This is a genomic window from Allochromatium palmeri (genome assembly GCF_009720725.1).
Lineage (GTDB): Bacteria > Pseudomonadota > Gammaproteobacteria > Chromatiales > Chromatiaceae > Thermochromatium > Thermochromatium palmeri.
The window spans coordinates 23,420-40,119 of sequence record NZ_WNKT01000002.1 but is presented as its reverse complement, the minus strand read 5'-3'; the positions used below and the strand labels follow the sequence as shown (position 1 = coordinate 40,119).

Below are 16,700 nucleotides of genomic sequence, written 5' to 3'. Positions count from 1 at the left end.
CAGATCGAAATCGCTTTTTTAAATACGCCTGACTGGAACTGCATCGAGGCGTGGACATCGGCATCACAGGACACCGTGCCACGCCCCGAGACAATCAGAATTTTACCAGCGCGGTCCGCGGCTGGCCGGGCGCTCGCCACGCGGCTTGGCCTGGTTGACCTTCAGGTTGCGACCCTTGAGCGGGGTCTCGTTCAGAGCTTTGATCGCGGCATCGGCCTCGGAGTTGTTCGGCATCTCGACGAAGCCGAAGCCCTTGGAGCTACCGGTGAACTTGTCCGTGATCAGGTTCACGCTGGAGATTTCACCATAGGCACCGAAGGCTTCTTGAAGCTCTTCCTGGGTCACGCTGTAGGCCAGGTTGCCGACATAGATATTCATCGTTCAAATTCCGTGGAAAGCGCATTGAAGAGAGTGAGTAAACGGTCGAAAAATCAATGCACAACTGATTCGACAGTCCTTAGCTCCAGTAGACGGAGCGAAGCTTTAGAGGGGGTCCATCCCTCGTGTTGAGGCGGACGATAAAGCAAGAGCGGGGTGCGGTATATCCGTAAAGATACGGTGGGCGCGAGCAGGAGGGGCTGGGCGGGCGCGGTTCACTGGATGCTGAGCATCGCCCCTGAACCGCGTCCAAATACGAGCCTATAGGCGGACATCCAGACCACCCGCCGATGTCATGTCGCTGACGTCAGCGGTGGCGGTCGTCTCAACCCTCGACCAGGGTCAGCGAGCTGGCCTTGAAGGTTTCGCGGTCTTCCTTCGAGCTCGGGTCATAGCCCTGCTCGACCATCTTCTCTTTCATCCAGCCGGGCAGGACACCGCGCGAATAAAAGTTATTCGGATTCTCCGGATCGACATAACGGCGGTATTGACGATCGCTGACGAGTTTGCGACGGCGGCGCAAGACTAGATTCATGATCTCCTCAGGATCATAGTCATTGTCGAGAATGATATTTCTAATTTGCTCGACGATCGCGCCCTTGCCTTCTTCGCGCTTGTCATTGAGCAGTTTTTCGAGCTGATTCCGCTTGGAATCCGCTTCCTGTAACTGACGCTGGATTTCTTCAAGGCTGAGATTGGAATGTTCCACTGGTATGTCTCCTAAGTGGTGAATACTGTGATGATTTTGGTGTCATTATTTTATAACAAAATGGAATAAAGATTCCAGAGCGACCTGAAAATATTCAGGCTGTCTCCCGACGGGTCAGGAACATGGCATCGCCATAGCTGAAGAAGCGATAACGCTGATCGATCGCGTGACGATAAGCCTGCATGATCTCGGAATACCCTGAAAAAGCCGCCACCAACATCAACAGCGTCGATTCGGGCAAATGGAAGTTCGTAATCATAGCGTCTACGACCTTAAAGCGATAACCAGGACGAATAAAAAGCTGACTCTCGCCCTGAAAAGGTCGCAGCGTCCCGTTAGCCGCCGCTGTTTCGAGACTGCGGACACTCGTCGTCCCGACCGCAATGACACGCCCGCCCCGTTCACGTGTCTTCTCGACCTGTTCGCACACGGTTTCATTGACTTCCAGCCATTCGGAATGCATCTGATGGCGTTCGAGATCATCCTCGCGCACCGGCTGAAAGGTTCCGGCCCCGACATGCAGCGTGATCTCGGCGCAGACCACCCCAAGCGCATCGAGCCGTGCAAGCATCGGTTCATCGAAATGGAGCGCGGCCGTCGGTGCCGCGACCGCGCCGGCATGACGCGCAAAGACGGTTTGATAGCGGGTTTCGTCGAGTGCTTCATCCGGACGATGAATATAGGGCGGCAGTGGCATATGGCCATGCCGGGCCATTTGTTCACCGAAGTCGCTTTCGAGCGCGCGCAACCGGAATAAATCGCCCTCGCGCCCAACGACAGACAACCAGGCACCCGCGTTCACGCGAATACGGCTACCCGGTTTAGGGGATTTACTGGCGCGGACATGGGCGAATGCCTCGTGCGCGTCGAGCAGGCGCTCGATCAGGATTTCGACCTGTCCGCCGGTCTCCTTGTGACCGAACAGACGGGCGCGCATGACCTCTGTGTTGTTGAAAATCAGCAGATCATCGGGTTTGAGCAGACCGGGCAGATCGGTAAACATCCGATCATGTGGCTTGACATCCGAACCATCGAGAACCAGCAAACGCGAGCCGGAGCGTTCGGGCAGCGGTTGCTGGGCAATCAGTTCGGCGGGAAGGTCATAATGGAAATCAGAGCGGCGCATCGGCATTATTCTATGCCATATCGAGGCCGCTCGGATATGCCCGATTCAAATTTGGTGGTCTGCTCCCAATGCCTGACACTCGAAAAGCCGACCACCCTCTAAATCGACAATACAGGATTTTAAAATACACAATGATCAAACTCGGCCTGGACCGTCTGCTCGACAATCCCGAACTGCGCAAACCGCTTTGGGGGCGACGCGTGGCTCTGCTTGGCCATCCGGCCTCGGTAACCCGTCATGGGCATCACGCACTCGATGCGCTCATGGGTCTGAACGAACTCGATATGGTCGCGGCCTTCGGCCCGCAGCACGGGATGCGCGGTGATAAACAGGACAATATGATCGAGACGCCCGACGAGACCGATCCAAGGCATGGCATCCCCGTCTATAGCCTCTATGGTGAGGTGCGCGAACCGACACCCGCCATGCTCGACAGCTTTGATGTGTTGCTGATCGATCTACAGGATATCGGTACCCGCATCTATACCTATGTCACGACCCTGGTGTATTTGATGCGCGCCTGTGCCGCTCATGGCAAAACGCTGTGGGTGCTGGATCGACCGAATCCAGCCGGGCGCCCGATCGAGGGCAGTCTGCTGGAACCGGGCTGGGAGAGTTTCGTCGGTGCCGGGCCGATTCTCATGCGCCATGGCCTGACGCTGGGCGAGCTGGCCAAATGGTTCATCGGCGATCTGAATCTGGATCTCGATCTGCATGTCGTCGCCATGGAAGGCTATCGGCCGAGTGAGGCGCCTGGCTATGGCTGGCCGGTGATGGAGCTGTCCTGGGTCAACCCCAGCCCCAATGCCTCCAGTCTCAACATGGCGCGCTGTTTTCCGGGCACCGTGCTGCTGGAGGGCACCACGCTCTCGGAGGGACGCGGCACCACCACCGCGCTCGAACTCGTTGGCGCGCCCGATCTGGACATGGACCGCCTGCTCATGCGCATGGAGCGCGAACGCGCCGACTGGCTCCAGGGGGCAGTCATCCGTCCGTGCGGGTTCGAGCCGACCTTCCACAAGCATGCCGGTCAGCGCTGCGCCGGAATCCAGATCCATACTGACAATGCCGCCTATCAGCACGAGCGCTTCAAGCCCTATCGCCTGATCGCACTCCTGTTTAAGTGCATCCGGCTGGAATATCCCGATTATCCGCTCTGGCGGCATTTTCATTATGAATATGAAACCGAGCGGCTGGCCATCGATCTGCTTTCGGGCGGCACCTTCCTGCGCGAATGGGTCGACGATCCAGCCGCCAAACCCGAGGATCTGGAACAGCGCCTGCACCCGGACGAGCGGCAGTGGGCCGAAACGATGGCGCCCGTGCGGCTCTACGCCTGAGCGCAACACGCGAACCACAGACTCCAGGCTCGACCTGACTCAGGAATCATGGTTTCCTTCTTGCCTTTGCGATTTTAGGTTTTGGATCGATCACTGATCGCACCCGATGGAGATGTCCGCCGTGCACCTTGCTAAGCTCTTCCGCACCCCTTGGTTCGTCCCGCCACTCATCGTCCTTATCGTCTTTGCCTTGCCCGCCCCTGAAGTCGCTGCCGCCGAACGGCCCAAGATCGGACTGGCGCTCTCCGGCGGTGGCGCGCGCGGTGCGGCCCATGTCGGGGTGCTCAAAGTGATCGAGGAGTTGGGCATTCCGGTCGACTACGTCGCCGGAACCTCGATGGGTTCGATCGTCGGCGGACTCTATGCCATGGGCCTGTCGCCGGACGAGATCGAACAGACCATCGAGGAGATCGACTGGGATGGCATCTTCAATGACCAGGCCGACCGGGAAGATCGGCGCATGCCCCGTAAGCTGGAAGATCGCAACTATCTGATCAAGGCCCGTCCGGGCGTTCAGGAAAGCGAGCGCAAGGTCAATCTGGTTCCAGCGCTCATCCAGGGCCAGAAGCTGGAGCTGGCGCTACGCAAATACACCCTGCCGGTGAGTCGTATCCACGACTTCGACGCGCTGCGTATCCCCTTCCGTGCCGTGGCCACGGATGTCGTGACCGGCGAGGCCGTCATCCTGGGCACGGGTGATCTGGCCACGGCCATGCGTGCCAGCATGGCCGTGCCGGCGGTCTTCGCCCCGGTCGAGATCGGCGATCGGCTGCTCGTCGATGGCGGGCTGGCGATGAACCTGCCGGTGAGTGTGGTGCGCGCCATGGGCGCCGACATCGTCATCGCTGTCGACGTCGGCGGGCCACGCCGCGAGCGCGATGAGATTTCCGATGTTCTGGCCATGCTCGATCAGGTCGCCAGTCTGGTGACCTGGCGCAACACCCAGGAACAGATCGCCACGCTTGGGGCACGCGATCTGCTGATCACGCCGGCGCTCGGGCACGAGGTGCTGGCGAGCGACTTTGACAAGATGCTCCTGGCCATCGCCATCGGGGAGCACTCCGCCGAGGACGCGCGCCCTGAACTGACCCGGCTCGCCCTGCCGAGCGCCCAGTATGCGGTCTATCGCGAACGCCATCAGCCGGCCCCCTATACACGCCCGACCATCCGTGCCGTGCGCATCGAGAACTACTCGCGGCTCTCGGATCGCGTCATCAGCGAGCGTCTCGAGGTCAAACCCGGCGACCGGCTCGACCCGACGGCCCTGGATCGTCAACTGGCGAGCATCTACGATCAGGACAACTTCGAATCGGTGCGCTATCACCTGGAGGATCAGACCGATTCCGAGGCCACGCTGGTGGTCACGGCACGCGAAAAATCCTGGGGTACCAGCTCGCTCCAGGGCGGGCTGGAGTTCTCCTCCACCACCACCGGTGATTCGCGCTTCAACATCGGTCTGGCCTACACCATGGCCCCGCTCAATGCCTTCAATGGCGAGTGGCGCACCCAGATCCAGTTGGGCGAGGAACCGGGGATCTACACCACGATCTATCAGCCACTCGACCCACTGGATCAATGGTATGTGATGGGGGGACTGGGCTATCTGAAAAACAATCTGGTGCTCTTCGATCCCGAGGCCTACAGTCAATTGATCGCTGAATATCAGATCCGGCGCTCGGGTGGCGCCCTGGAGTTCGGGCGCAATCTGGACACCTGGGGACGTCTGGGGTTGAGATATGCTCTGTTCGATGGGCGCGCCGAGCAGCGCATCGGCACTATCCCCTATCCGGACTACGACTTCGACGCCGGCGAGCTGAGTCTGAGATTCAGTGTCGACGAACTCGACAGCCTGACCTTCCCACGCCACGGCTGGTCGCTCGATGCCGTGGCACTCAGCTCGCGTAGCGAGCTGGGCGCCTCGCACGACTACGACCAGGGCAGCCTGAACTGGCTGCACGCCCAGAGCTGGGGTCGCAACAGTCTCTTGACCGGGCTGACACTGGCCGGAAGTTTCGGCGGCACGGCTCCGCCACAGTCCTATTATCAGCTGGGCGGTTTCCTCAATCTCTCGGGTTTTAATCAGAACGAACTCTCGGGCGCCAATCTCGGACTGGTGCGCGCCATCTATCTGCGCGACCTGGGCACGGATCTGATCAAGACCTATGCCGGCGGCTCGCTGGAGACCGGCAATGTCTGGGACAAACGCAGCAATATCAGGCTGGACAACCTGCGCGTCGGCGGCAGTCTCTTCGTCGGCGCCGACACAATCATCGGGCCGCTCTATCTCGGCTATGGTCAGGCGGATGGCGGCCATGGCGCACTCTATCTGTTCCTCGGACGTCCCTGGAGCAATTCACAGGACGACTTGAGCCGGGCCTATTGAGCCAGTCGCCCGAAGCTCAGGGTGACACGCAAACCCGGCTGATTATCTGAGAGTTCGATGTGCGCCCGATGCAGCGCCACGACGGCCTGTACCAGGCTCAGGCCCAGTCCGCTGCCGGGCGTGGCACGGCTGTCGTCGACGCGAAAGAAGCGCCGGAACACCCGTTCATGGAACTCAGGCGGGATGCCGGGTCCGTTGTCGGCGACCCGCACCCGCGCCAGCCCGTCCGTCACCTCGACGGCGAGCTGGATACACCCACCGGGTTGGGTATACTTGATGGCGTTGTCGACCAGATTGGCCATGACCTGGAACAGAAGATCGCGGTCGCCCTCGACGATCACGGCGGGCGCGGTGGTCATCCAGTCGAGCTGCTGCTCGCGCTCGGCGGCCAGCGGCTCGTAGAGCTCGGCCAGATCCTCGATCAGGGGCACCAGATCGACCGGCCCGAAGGCGGCGCGCCGGCTGCCGGATTCCAGGCGCGCGATGCGCAGCAGGGCGTTGAAGGTCACCAGCAGCTCCTCGGCATCGGCGATCGCCTCCTCGGCCAGTAGACGCGACTCGCTTGACTCCGGAAGCGCTGCCGCCAGCAGTTCGAGCTTGTTGCGCAGCCGGGTCAGGGGCGTGCGCAGATCATGGGCGATGTTGTCTGAAATCTGGCGCACGCTGGCCATGAGCGCCTCGATGCGCTCCAGCATCCGGTTGAGTCCGGCGGCGAGCCGGTCGAAATCATCGCCGCTGCCGCTGAGCGGAATCCGCCGTGTCAGGTCGCCCTCCATGATCTCGCGGCTGGTCTGATTGATCGCATCCAACCGGCGAGTCAGGGTCGTGCCCATCAGCCAGGCACCGATGAGTGCCAGCGCCAGCGTGATCGCCAGTCCCCAGGTCAGGGCATCCAGGATCAGCGTGCGGGTCGCTTCCAGATCACGGACATCACGCCCGACCAGCAGCATCAGACCACTGCGCAGCAGAAAGACCTGGGCGTGCGCCTCGTGCTCGTCGGTGTGATCCGTACCCCATTCGCGCAGCCTGAAGCGAATCCAGCCGTTGGCATCGGGCGGCTCGGACGGCCAGCGGTCCAGATTGCCGATTACGCGCTCGAAGTGCTCATCGACCAGTAGATAGACGCTCGCCCCCACCGGATCACGCGCCACGCGCTCGCTGATGAGCGCCGTCAGGCCGACCAGTCCGCTACGGCGGTACTGCTCGGCCAGACCCCGGATCTCGGCTTCGATGGTTTCGGTGGTCTGGCGATCCATGTAGCCGGCGGTCGACCAGTAGATGAAGCCGAGCAGGATGACGACCGAGCCGGCGAGCAGCAGCATATAGAGCAGCGCCAGCCGGAAGATGGAACCGCGTGGAACGCGCGCGAGTCGGACGCGCAGCCGGCGCGCCAGGCCGGTGGCCCTCATCCGGCCTGCAACCGGTAGCCGGCGCCGCGCACCGTCTGCAACAGCGACGGATCGAAGTCCTTGTCGATCTTGCCCCGCAGACGGCTGATATGGACATCGATAACGTTGGTCTGGGGATCGAAATGATAGTCCCAGACCTGTTCGAGCAGCATGGTGCGGGTGACGACCTGTCCGGCGTGGCGCATCAGACACTCCAGCAGCCGGAACTCGCGCGGCTGGAGCTGAATGGGGCAACCCGCGCGCGTGACCTCGCGCTTGAGCAGATCCATCTCCAGGTCGGCCACGCGCAGCCGGGTCTCGGGAGCCTCGGCGGTGCCACGGCGCAACAGTGCCTCGACCCGCGCCTGGAGTTCGGAGAAGGCGAAGGGCTTGATGAGATAGTCGTCGCCTCCGGCGCGCAGACCCTCGACCCGATCGTCGACCTCGCCGAGCGCGCTCAGAAAGAGCACCGGGGTGCGGTTGCCCGAGGCGCGCAGGGTGCGAACGATCGCCAGCCCGTCGAGTCCCGGTAGCATGCGATCCAGGATGAGCAAGTCATAGTCGCTGCTGGCTGCCATCAGCAGACCCTCGCGTCCATCAGCCGCGCGATCGACCACGGCGCCCGCCTCGACAAGCGCCTTGCGCAGATACTCGGCCATCTGTGGATCGTCCTCGACCAGCAGGATATGCATCGTGTTTGCGTCCTCGAACCCGTTCAAGCCCCAAACCGCCGGCACTGGGCCAACGCTCTTCGTCGCGAGTGTCGCAAAGGCTGTCTTATCGTGAAATTGACGCCAACTTAATTTTCGTTCACATCCATCCGCGCCGCCCTTGGCCCGAACCTCGTCCCGGGTCGAAATCCATCGTTGCAGACGTTCGAAAGGCGCTGGATCAAGCTATCATAGCCGTCATTTGGCTGGGGTCTTTATCCCATTCTCCCCGCCACCCCAGACCGCCCATAGCACCCGACCGACAGACACCCATGAACCGCTCCGTCAATTTCGTCATCCCGATCCTGATCGCCGTACTCACGATCTCGGCCTGGTGGATCCTGAACCGTCCCAACGAGGAGCCGGCCTGGCCGACCCGCATCCAGGGCTTCTCCTTCTCGCCCATGCGCGCCGACGATGACCCGAGCCAGAAACATTTTCCCTCCGTCGAGGACATCGACGCTGACCTGGCGTTGCTCAATGGACGCGCCCATGCGGTGCGTTCCTATACGGTTGAGAGCACGCTCGCCGAGATTCCACGTCTGGCGGCTCAATACGACCTGAACGTGACACTCGGAGCCTGGATCGGCACCGACTCCGAGGCCAATGAGGTGGAGCTGGCGCGTCTGCGCGACATTCTTGCTCAGGGCTACCGCAACGTGGTGCGGGTCATGGTCGGCAATGAGGCCATTCTGCGCGACGACGTCGAAGTCATGGAGCTGATCGATTATCTGGATCGGGTGCGTCAGCTCACCTATCTGCCGGTCAGCACCGCCGAACCCTGGCACGTCTGGCTCAAGTATCCCACGCTCGTCGAGCATGTGGACTTCATCACCATCCATCTGCTGCCCTACTGGGAAGGCGTGCCGCTGGAGCAGGCCGTCGACTATGCCATCAGCCGCTATAACCAGGTCAAGGAAGCCTATCCGAACAAGCCGATCATCATCGGCGAGGTCGGCTGGCCGAGTAACGGACGGCGCAATCGCGGTGCCGAGACCTCGCTGGCCAATCAGACCCGCTTCCTGCGCCGCTTTCTGGCCGCCGCCGAGTCCGAGCATTACGTCTATTACGTCATGGAGGCCTTCGATCAGCCCTGGAAGCTCAAGACCGAGGGCGCGACCGGCACCTACTGGGGCGTCTACGATACCAACCGTGAACCCAAGTTCACCTTCACCGAGCCTGTGGTGCGCATCCCGCAATGGCGCGAGCTGGCGGGGCTGTCGGTGGTCATGGGCGTGCTGCTGCTGGCCTTCCTTTATCGCGACAGTTCGACGCTCTCCAAGCGCGGCAAGAGCTTCCTGGCGCTCATCACCTATGCCATCTCGACGGCCGCGGTATGGATCATCTATGACTACACGCGCCAGTACATGACCCCAGCGACGGCGATCGTCGGCGTGCTGCTCCTGATCGGCGGCCTCGGCGTGATCGTGCTGCTGATGGCCGAGGCGCACGAATGGGCCGAGTCAGTCTGGCTGCGCCGCTGGCGTCGGCCCTTTCCGCTGCGCTCGGTGCCCGATGACCGACTGCCCTTCGTTTCGGTGCATGTTCCGGCCTACAACGAGCCACCCGAACTGCTCAAGGAGACGCTCGACGGGCTGGCCGCGCTCGATTATCCGCACTTCGAGGTGCTGGTGATCGACAACAACACCAAGGATCCGGCGGCCTGGGAGCCGGTGCGCAATTATTGCGCGCAACTCGGCGCGCGTTTCCGTTTCTTCCACGTCGACCCGCTCGCCGGCTACAAGGCCGGGGCGCTCAACTTCGCTCTGCGTCAGACCGACCCGCGCGCCGAGGTCGTGGCCGTGATCGATGCCGACTACATCGTGCGCCCCCAGTGGCTACGTCATCTGGTGCCGGCGTTCGGTGATCCCGAGGTCGCCATCGTCCAGGCGCCGCAGGACTATCGCGACGCCCATCAGAACGCCTTCAAGGCCATGTGCATGGCCGAGTATCGAGGCTTCTTCCATCTCGGCATGGTCACGCGCAACGAGCGTAACGCCATCATCCAGCACGGCACCATGACCATGATCCGGCGCCGGACGCTCGACGCGGTCGATGGCTGGGCTGAATGGTGCATCACCGAGGACGCCGAGCTGGGTCTGCGGCTGTTCGAGGCCGGGTACAAGGCGCTCTACATTCCCTGTACCTATGGTCAGGGTCTGATGCCCGACACCTTTGCTGACTTTCGCAAGCAACGCTATCGCTGGGCCTATGGCGCCGTGCGCACCCTGCTGCATCATCGGCGCGAACTGCTCGGCCTGCGCGGAACCTCGCTCGCGCTCGGTCAGCGTTATCACTTCGTCGCCGGCTGGCTGCCCTGGTTCGCCGACGGGTTCAATCTGCTGTTCAACTTCGCGGCACTGGGCTGGTCGGTGGCCATGGTCATGTTCCCGGAGACCGTCACGCCGCCCTATATCACGGTGGCCCTGGTGCCGCTGGTGCTCTTCGTCTTCAAGATGTCCAAGAGTTTGTTTCTGTATCGGCGTCGGGTCACGGCGACGCTGCGTCAGAGTCTGGCCGCCGGGCTGGCGGGGCTGGCGCTCTCGCATACCATCGCGCGTGCCATGTTCGGCGGGCTGGTGACGGGCAAGCTCGGTTTCTTCCGCACGCCGAAGATGGCCGAGGCGCCGGCGGTGATCCGCGCGCTGGCGGATGCGCGCGAGGAGGCGCTGCTGGCCTTCGCCTTCCTGTTCGCGGGGGTGTCGGTGATGCAGCGCGATGACGCCTTCATGCTCGATGTGCGCATCTGGGTGGCAGTGCTGGTGGTGCAGGCGATTCCCTATCTGGCCACGGTGCTGGTGTCGCTGATGAGCGCCTGGACGCATCTGTCGGCTGACCTGATCGGTCCCATGCCCGATATGGATTGTCAGGAGACCAATGGAGTGGATCAGCCGGTGAGCCGCGAGGTGTGACGGACCACTTTATTACACAATTCGATTCTTCGAGCTAAATTAGGGTTTACCCCATATAGGGTTTCCCCCTAAACTGGCGCCTTTCTTAAGTCAGAGAGGGGTTTTATCGCGCCTGAACGCTTGGGCGCGCCCTTCGAAAACAAAGGTTTGGCTCCATGAACAAGACTCTCCTCACCGCCGGTCTGCTGGCCGCTCTCATACCTTTCGCTAGCAGTGCCACGGCCGACAGCGGAATCGGTCATGTCCAGAAAGGCATCGCCTCCTACTATCACGACAGTCTGCACGGTCGCAAAACCGCCAGCGGCCAGGTCTACAACAAAAATCGTCTGAGCGCCGCACACAAAACACTGCCGCTCGGCTCCAAGATCCGGGTCACAGACGCCAAGACCGGACGCAGTATCGTCGTTCGGGTCAATGATCGCGGTCCCTTCGTCAAGGGTCGGATCGTCGATCTCTCCAAAGAAGCCGCCAAGGAACTCGGCATCATTGATCGCGGTATCGCACGGGTCAATCTCAAGGTCTTGAGCACACCGCAACAGGGCAGTTGAAGCCGCGTAGGGTCCGCGATGCGGACCCTACGCCCACCGCAACATCCAGGGCACGAGGCGATGGCCGACCTCGATCAGCCTCAGGGCGCCGGATTCGGCTGCTTGGTATGGATCGATTCGATCCCGGCGATCACCGCATCGTCGAGCCTCAGGTCAAGACTGCCGATATTGCTTTCAAGCTGTGCGAGCGTCGTAGCCCCGATGATGTTGGACGTAACAAAAGGCCGGCCCGTGACCCAGGCCAGCGCCATCTGCGCCGGGTCCAGACCATGCAGTTCGGCCAGAGCGACATACTCAGCCGTAGCGCGTTCAGCCTCGCTGTTGGAGTAACGACTGAAGCGCTCGAACAGCGTAACGCGCCCGTTCGGCGGACGCTGGCCATTGAGATACTTGCCCGAAAGCACGCCGAAGGCCAGCGGTGAATAGGCCAGCAGTCCGCACTGTTCGCGGATGGCGACCTCGGCCAGACCGACCTCGAAGCTGCGGTTGAGCAGATTGTAGGGGTTCTGGATGCTGACCATCCGTGGCAGGCCGTGCTGCTCGGCGAGCGCCAGATAGCGCATCAGCCCCCAGGGCGTCTCGTTGGAGACCCCGATCTGGCGCACCTTACCGGCCTTGACCAGATCACCCAGCACGTCGAGTGTCTCCAGCAAGGGCACGCTAGTGTTGTCGTCGACCGGCTGATAACCGAGTTGGCCGAAGAAATTGGTCCGACGATCCGGCCAGTGCAGCTGATAGAGATCGATCCAGTCAGTCTGGAGCCGCTTGAGACTGGCGTCGAGCGCCGCCTCGATATTGGGCCGGTCCAACCGGTTCTTCCCCTCCCGAATATGCGGTAGCCAGTCGCCTGAACCCGCGACCTTGGTCGCCAGCACCACCCGCTCCCGACAGCCGCGCGCCTTGAGCCAGGTGCCGATATGGGTCTCGGTCAGCCCCTGAGTCTCGGCCATAGGCGGCACCGGATACATCTCGGCCGTGTCGATGAAGTTGATCCCGACGGCGAGCGCCAGATCCAGTTGCGCATGGGCCTCGGACTCGGTGTTCTGCTGTCCAAAGGTCATCGTGCCGAGACAGAGCGCGCTCACGTCGATGTCCGAACGGCCAAGACGTCTGTATTGCATGGCGGTTGCCCTCCAGTGGTGACTGATTCCAAAAGATGAGAAAAATTAAAAACCTAAATTCCGTCAGTGTCGAGCGTGCCGGGTCTGGCACACTGTCGGAGTGCGAGCCGAGACCCCTGACATGGGGCCGGACGCGCTTCAGCGCGAGTGAAAAACGGCTCGGCATGGGTTAGAGTTGGCGACTTTCCGAGCATCCTCATCCACAACATCAAATATCCTGATCCTGGCACGGGCATTCGGACCCGGTCCAGGGTCATCTGGGGGACACACCATGCCGGCTGATCTGATCGCACCGTCCATTCTATCGGCGAATTTCGCCCGGCTCGGCGAAGAGGTCGACAACGTCCTCGCCGCCGGGGCCGACATCGTGCACTTCGATGTCATGGACAATCACTATGTTCCGAATCTGACCATCGGCCCGCTGGTGTGCGAGGCACTGCGCAAGCATGGCGTCACCGCCCCCATCGATGTGCATCTGATGGTCAAGCCGGTCGACCGGATCATCCCCGACTTCGCCAAGGCGGGCGCGACCTATATCACCTTCCACCCGGAAGCGAGCGAGCACGTCGACCGCACCCTGCAACTGATCCGCGACTCGGGCTGCAAGTCGGGGCTGGTGTTCAACCCAGCCACGCCCCTGACCTATCTTGACTATGTGCTGGAAAAGATCGACATGATTCTGCTGATGTCGGTCAACCCCGGTTTCGGTGGTCAGAGCTTCATCCCCTCGGCGCTCGACAAGCTGCGCGAGGTGCGTGAGATCATCGACGACTCCGGACTCGACATCCGGCTGGAGATCGACGGCGGGGTCAAGGCCGACAACATCGCCGAAATCAAGGCGGCCGGGGCCGACACCTTCGTTTCCGGCTCGGGTCTCTTCGGTCATGGCCGTGACTCCGACCCCAACCGCTACGACAGCATCGTCGCCGAGATGCGGCGCGCGCTCGCCAGCGTCGGTCGCTGATTCCTTTCGCCCCTGGAGTGCCCGCTGATGTCGTTGCCGTTGTTGCAGCCAAAGATGATCCTGATCGACCTTGATGGAACCCTGGTCGACAGTGTTCCGGATCTGACCTATTGCGTCGATGCCATGATGGCGCGGCTCGGGCACCCGGCGCGCGGCGAGGCCGCCGTGCGCACCTGGGTGGGCAACGGCATCGAGCGTCTGGTGCGCCGCGCCCTGATCGGCCAGCTCGACGGCGAGCCGGACGAGGCCGACTATCAGCGCGCCTATCCGATCTTTCTCGAACTCTATGCCGAAAACACCTTCAACCGCTCCGGACTCTATCCGGGCGTGCGCGAGGGGCTGGAGTTCCTTCAGTCCGCCGGCTATCCACTCGGTTGCGTGACCAACAAGGCCGCGCGCTTCACGGAACCGCTGCTCCAGCATCTCGGGATCCACGACTATTTCGGCATCGTCATCAGCGGCGACACATTGCCGCGCAAGAAGCCCGATCCGCTGCCGCTGATCCATGCCGCCGGTCACTTCGGCATCAAGCCCGAGGAGTCGCTGATGATCGGCGACTCGGTGAGCGATGTGAACGCGGCGCGCGCGGCCGGGTTCAAAGTCATCTGCACCAGCTACGGCTACAACCACGGGATCGATATCCGTGACTCCAACCCGGATGCCGTGATCGATTCATTCGTCGAGCTGCGTGCGTTGCTGGCAAGCTAAGGACGACAGGCGACAGGACCGAGGGCAAGCCGGTGATGGAATTCGGGTTCGATTTGAATCTGGGAGGGGGCATGAGAGCCTGGCGATGGCGACGCTGAGGTCGCGTTCATACCCCCAGTCATTTCCCAGCGTCCGGAGATCCCGATGACCCCGAAGACTTTCAACGCCCTCGCCGAGCAGGGCTACAATCGCATTCCAGTCGCCTGCGAGGTACTCGCCGACCTCGAAACCCCGCTGAGCGTCTATCTCAAGCTGGCCAAGGGGCCGTATTCCTATCTGTTCGAGTCGGTGCAGGGCGGCGAGAAATGGGGCCGTTACTCCATCATCGGTCTGCCGGCGCGCACCGTCATCAAGATTCGCGGTTATCAGATCCAGGTCGAGCGCGACGGCGAGGTGATCGAGTCGACCGAGAGCACCGACCCGCTGGCCTGGGTCGAGCAGTACCAGAGCCGGTTCCAGGTCGCCGAGATCGAGGGCCTGCCGCGCTTCACCGGCGGTCTGGTTGGCTATTTCGGCTATGACACCATCCGCTATATCGAGCCGAAACTCGCCGTCTGTCCCAATCCCGATCAACTCGGCACGCCTGACATCCTGTTGATGGTTTCGAATGAGGTGGTCGTGTTCGACAACCTCAGCGGGCGACTCTACATCATCCTGCATCTGGACCCGACTGCCGGGGATACCCTGGAAGCCGGCGAGGCGCGCATCGGCGAACTGAACGCCTTGATGCGCCAGCCGATCCCCAATGGTCAGAGCGCCCCGCCGCGTGATGTCGACGAATCGCATTTCGTCTCAGGCTTCACCGAGACGGCGTTCAAGCAGGCCGTCGAGCGCATCAAGGACTACATCCTCGCCGGCGACTGTATGCAGGTGGTGCTTTCGCAGCGGCTCTCGATCCCTTTCGGTGCGCCGCCGCTCGATCTCTATCGCGCGCTGCGGGGTCTGAATCCCTCGCCTTATATGTATTTCCTCGATCTCGATGATTTCCAGATCGTCGGTTCCTCGCCCGAGATCCTGACCCGGCTGGAAGACGGCGTCGTCACGGTGCGCCCGATTGCCGGCACCCGACGGCGCGGCCACACCGAGGCCGAGGACCAGGCGCTCGAAGCCGAGCTGCTGGCCGATCCCAAGGAGCTGGCCGAGCATCTGATGCTGATCGATCTCGGGCGCAATGACGCCGGGCGCGTCTCCGAGATCGGCAGTGTGCGTCTGACCGACCGGATGATCGTCGAGCGCTATTCGCATGTGATGCATATCGTCTCCAATGTCATCGGCCAGCTCAAGGAGGGACTGAGCGCCATCGACGTGCTGCGCGCCACCTTCCCGGCCGGAACCGTCTCGGGTGCGCCCAAGATCCGCGCCATGGAGATCGTCGACGAACTGGAGCCGGTCAAGCGCGGCATCTATTCGGGCGCGGTCGGCTATCTGTCCTGGAACGGCAATATGGACACGGCGATTGCCATCCGCACGGCTGTCATTCAGAACGGCACCCTGCACATCCAGGCTGGCGCCGGAATCGTCGCCGACTCAGTGCCTGAGTCTGAATGGCAGGAGACCATGAACAAGGGCCGGGCGATCTTTCGCGCCGTCACCGCCGCCGAGGTTGGAATCGACCGCTATGGCTGCGGCATGAAGCGCGTCTGAAATCAGTTCGGAGATCATCACCATGCTCGATACCGTCATCACGGTCGATAGCTTGATGGATCTGGCCGGCAGCAAGGTCTTCTGGCGTGGCGAGAGCTATTTCTCTGGCAACGCGGTCGGCCGGGTGCATGTGATGGGCGACCGGATCAAAGCCAGGGTCCAGGGCACCGAGGTCTATCAGGTCGAACTCTGGGAGGCTGACGGCAGACTGGGTTACGACTGTACCTGCCCGCACGCGGCCGATGGCTACTTTTGCAAGCACTGTGTCGCACTCGGTCCAGGCTCACCGATCTCATGCAGGCCGAGGCCGCCAAGACCAGTCAATGGCGGCCCCGACCTTCGGAGCCCAACTATTCGTCGCGGTTCGAGATCGCGCTCTGGGAAGAGGATCCCGAGGCGGGACTGGAAGCCATCGGGCGTGGTACCTGTGACCAACGATTGCTGATCCAGCTCGCCGGTCAACTGGAAGCCGGGCAGCCGGACGAGGCTATGAAGATCTACCGCCGGATCATCCAGCCCACGATCGAGCAGACCAACAACCGCGCTTATGAGGACGCCATCCGACTGATCCGGCGCGTCGGCGATTTGATGAAGCAGCAGGATCGTATGCCCGAGTTCAGGGAGTATGTCGAAGGATTGCGCGCGCGTTACAAAGCCAAGCGCAACTTCATCAAGCTGCTCGATGGGGTTCGAGCGGCCTAATCGGGCGCACGGAAAAAACCCCTTAACCCGGCACTTTCCCGGCAGAAAGGAATCCGGCGGGATGCCA

General features: G+C 61.9%; 14 protein-coding genes and 1 pseudogene. 9 read left to right on the top strand and 6 right to left on the bottom strand.

The window, feature by feature from the left end; all coding sequences use genetic code 11:
- Positions 1–102 precede the first annotated feature (102 nt).
- From GJ668_RS01515 to queA, 3 genes are all read right to left on the bottom strand, one after another.
- Entirely contained in the window at positions 103–378 is a 276-nt protein-coding gene (locus GJ668_RS01515; protein WP_155448352.1) for an RNA recognition motif domain-containing protein, read from the bottom strand.
- Between the two features lie 325 nt (positions 379–703).
- The gene (locus GJ668_RS01510; RefSeq protein ID WP_186342821.1) at positions 704–1,087 is read right to left on the bottom strand and encodes an H-NS family nucleoid-associated regulatory protein; all 384 of its coding nucleotides are present in this window, start codon (positions 1,085–1,087) and stop codon (positions 704–706) included.
- A gap of 94 nt (positions 1,088–1,181) precedes the next feature.
- A complete protein-coding gene (queA, locus tag GJ668_RS01505) occupies positions 1,182–2,213 on the bottom strand; it encodes a tRNA preQ1(34) S-adenosylmethionine ribosyltransferase-isomerase QueA (RefSeq protein ID WP_155448351.1) in 1,032 nt (343 codons plus the stop codon).
- A 131-nt stretch (positions 2,214–2,344) separates the two neighbouring features.
- On the opposite strand from queA, the gene GJ668_RS01500 reads away from it, so the two are divergent.
- Together GJ668_RS01500 and GJ668_RS01495 are read left to right on the top strand one after the other, a co-directional pair.
- Positions 2,345–3,553: an exo-beta-N-acetylmuramidase NamZ family protein gene (locus GJ668_RS01500; RefSeq protein ID WP_155448350.1), complete on the top strand. Its 1,209-nt coding sequence runs from the start codon at positions 2,345–2,347 to the stop codon at positions 3,551–3,553.
- A gap of 112 nt (positions 3,554–3,665) precedes the next feature.
- A complete protein-coding gene (locus tag GJ668_RS01495) occupies positions 3,666–5,936 on the top strand; it encodes a patatin-like phospholipase family protein (protein ID WP_155448485.1) in 2,271 nt (756 codons plus the stop codon).
- Here the strand turns inward: GJ668_RS01495 and GJ668_RS01490 are convergent.
- Together GJ668_RS01490 and GJ668_RS01485 are read right to left on the bottom strand one after the other, a co-directional pair.
- A complete protein-coding gene (locus GJ668_RS01490) occupies positions 5,930–7,345 on the bottom strand; it encodes a sensor histidine kinase (protein WP_155448349.1) in 1,416 nt (471 codons plus the stop codon). The genes GJ668_RS01495 and GJ668_RS01490 overlap by 7 nt on opposite strands.
- Positions 7,342–8,016 (bottom strand): response regulator transcription factor, encoded by a 675-nt coding sequence (locus tag GJ668_RS01485; protein WP_155448348.1) that lies wholly within the window; start codon positions 8,014–8,016, stop codon positions 7,342–7,344. The genes GJ668_RS01490 and GJ668_RS01485 overlap by 4 nt, the downstream gene beginning before the upstream one ends.
- A 290-nt stretch (positions 8,017–8,306) precedes the next feature.
- Here GJ668_RS01485 and GJ668_RS01480 point away from each other — a divergent pair, with 290 nt between their 5' ends.
- Positions 8,307–10,946 (top strand): glycosyltransferase, encoded by a 2,640-nt coding sequence (locus GJ668_RS01480; protein ID WP_155448347.1) that lies wholly within the window; start codon positions 8,307–8,309, stop codon positions 10,944–10,946.
- 155 nt (positions 10,947–11,101) lie between these two features.
- The gene (locus GJ668_RS01475; RefSeq protein WP_155448346.1) at positions 11,102–11,494 is read left to right on the top strand and encodes a septal ring lytic transglycosylase RlpA family protein; all 393 of its coding nucleotides are present in this window, start codon (positions 11,102–11,104) and stop codon (positions 11,492–11,494) included.
- Between the two features lie 80 nt (positions 11,495–11,574).
- Here the strand turns inward: GJ668_RS01475 and GJ668_RS01470 are convergent, their stop codons facing one another.
- Entirely contained in the window at positions 11,575–12,615 is a 1,041-nt protein-coding gene (locus GJ668_RS01470; protein WP_155448345.1) for an NADP(H)-dependent aldo-keto reductase, read from the bottom strand.
- Between the two features lie 271 nt (positions 12,616–12,886).
- Here GJ668_RS01470 and rpe point away from each other — a divergent pair, with 271 nt between their 5' ends.
- From rpe to GJ668_RS20470, 5 genes and pseudogenes are all read left to right on the top strand, one after another.
- Positions 12,887–13,579 carry a ribulose-phosphate 3-epimerase gene (gene rpe / locus GJ668_RS01465; protein ID WP_155448344.1) on the top strand — a complete coding sequence of 231 codons (693 nt, stop codon included), beginning with the start codon at positions 12,887–12,889 and terminating at the stop codon, positions 13,577–13,579.
- A 27-nt stretch (positions 13,580–13,606) separates the two neighbouring features.
- Positions 13,607–14,287 (top strand): phosphoglycolate phosphatase, encoded by a 681-nt coding sequence (locus GJ668_RS01460; protein WP_155448343.1) that lies wholly within the window; start codon positions 13,607–13,609, stop codon positions 14,285–14,287.
- Between the two features lie 144 nt (positions 14,288–14,431).
- Positions 14,432–15,931 (top strand): anthranilate synthase component I, encoded by a 1,500-nt coding sequence (trpE, locus tag GJ668_RS01455; RefSeq protein WP_155448342.1) that lies wholly within the window; start codon positions 14,432–14,434, stop codon positions 15,929–15,931.
- A 22-nt stretch (positions 15,932–15,953) separates the two neighbouring features.
- A pseudogene (locus GJ668_RS21185) lies at positions 15,954–16,160 on the top strand (SWIM zinc finger family protein); the annotation flags it as partial.
- Positions 16,161–16,183: 23 nt separating this feature from the next.
- Positions 16,184–16,633 carry a hypothetical protein gene (locus tag GJ668_RS20470; RefSeq protein WP_246194585.1) on the top strand — a complete coding sequence of 150 codons (450 nt, stop codon included), beginning with the start codon at positions 16,184–16,186 and terminating at the stop codon, positions 16,631–16,633.
- The last annotated feature ends 67 nt before the right edge of the window (positions 16,634–16,700 follow it).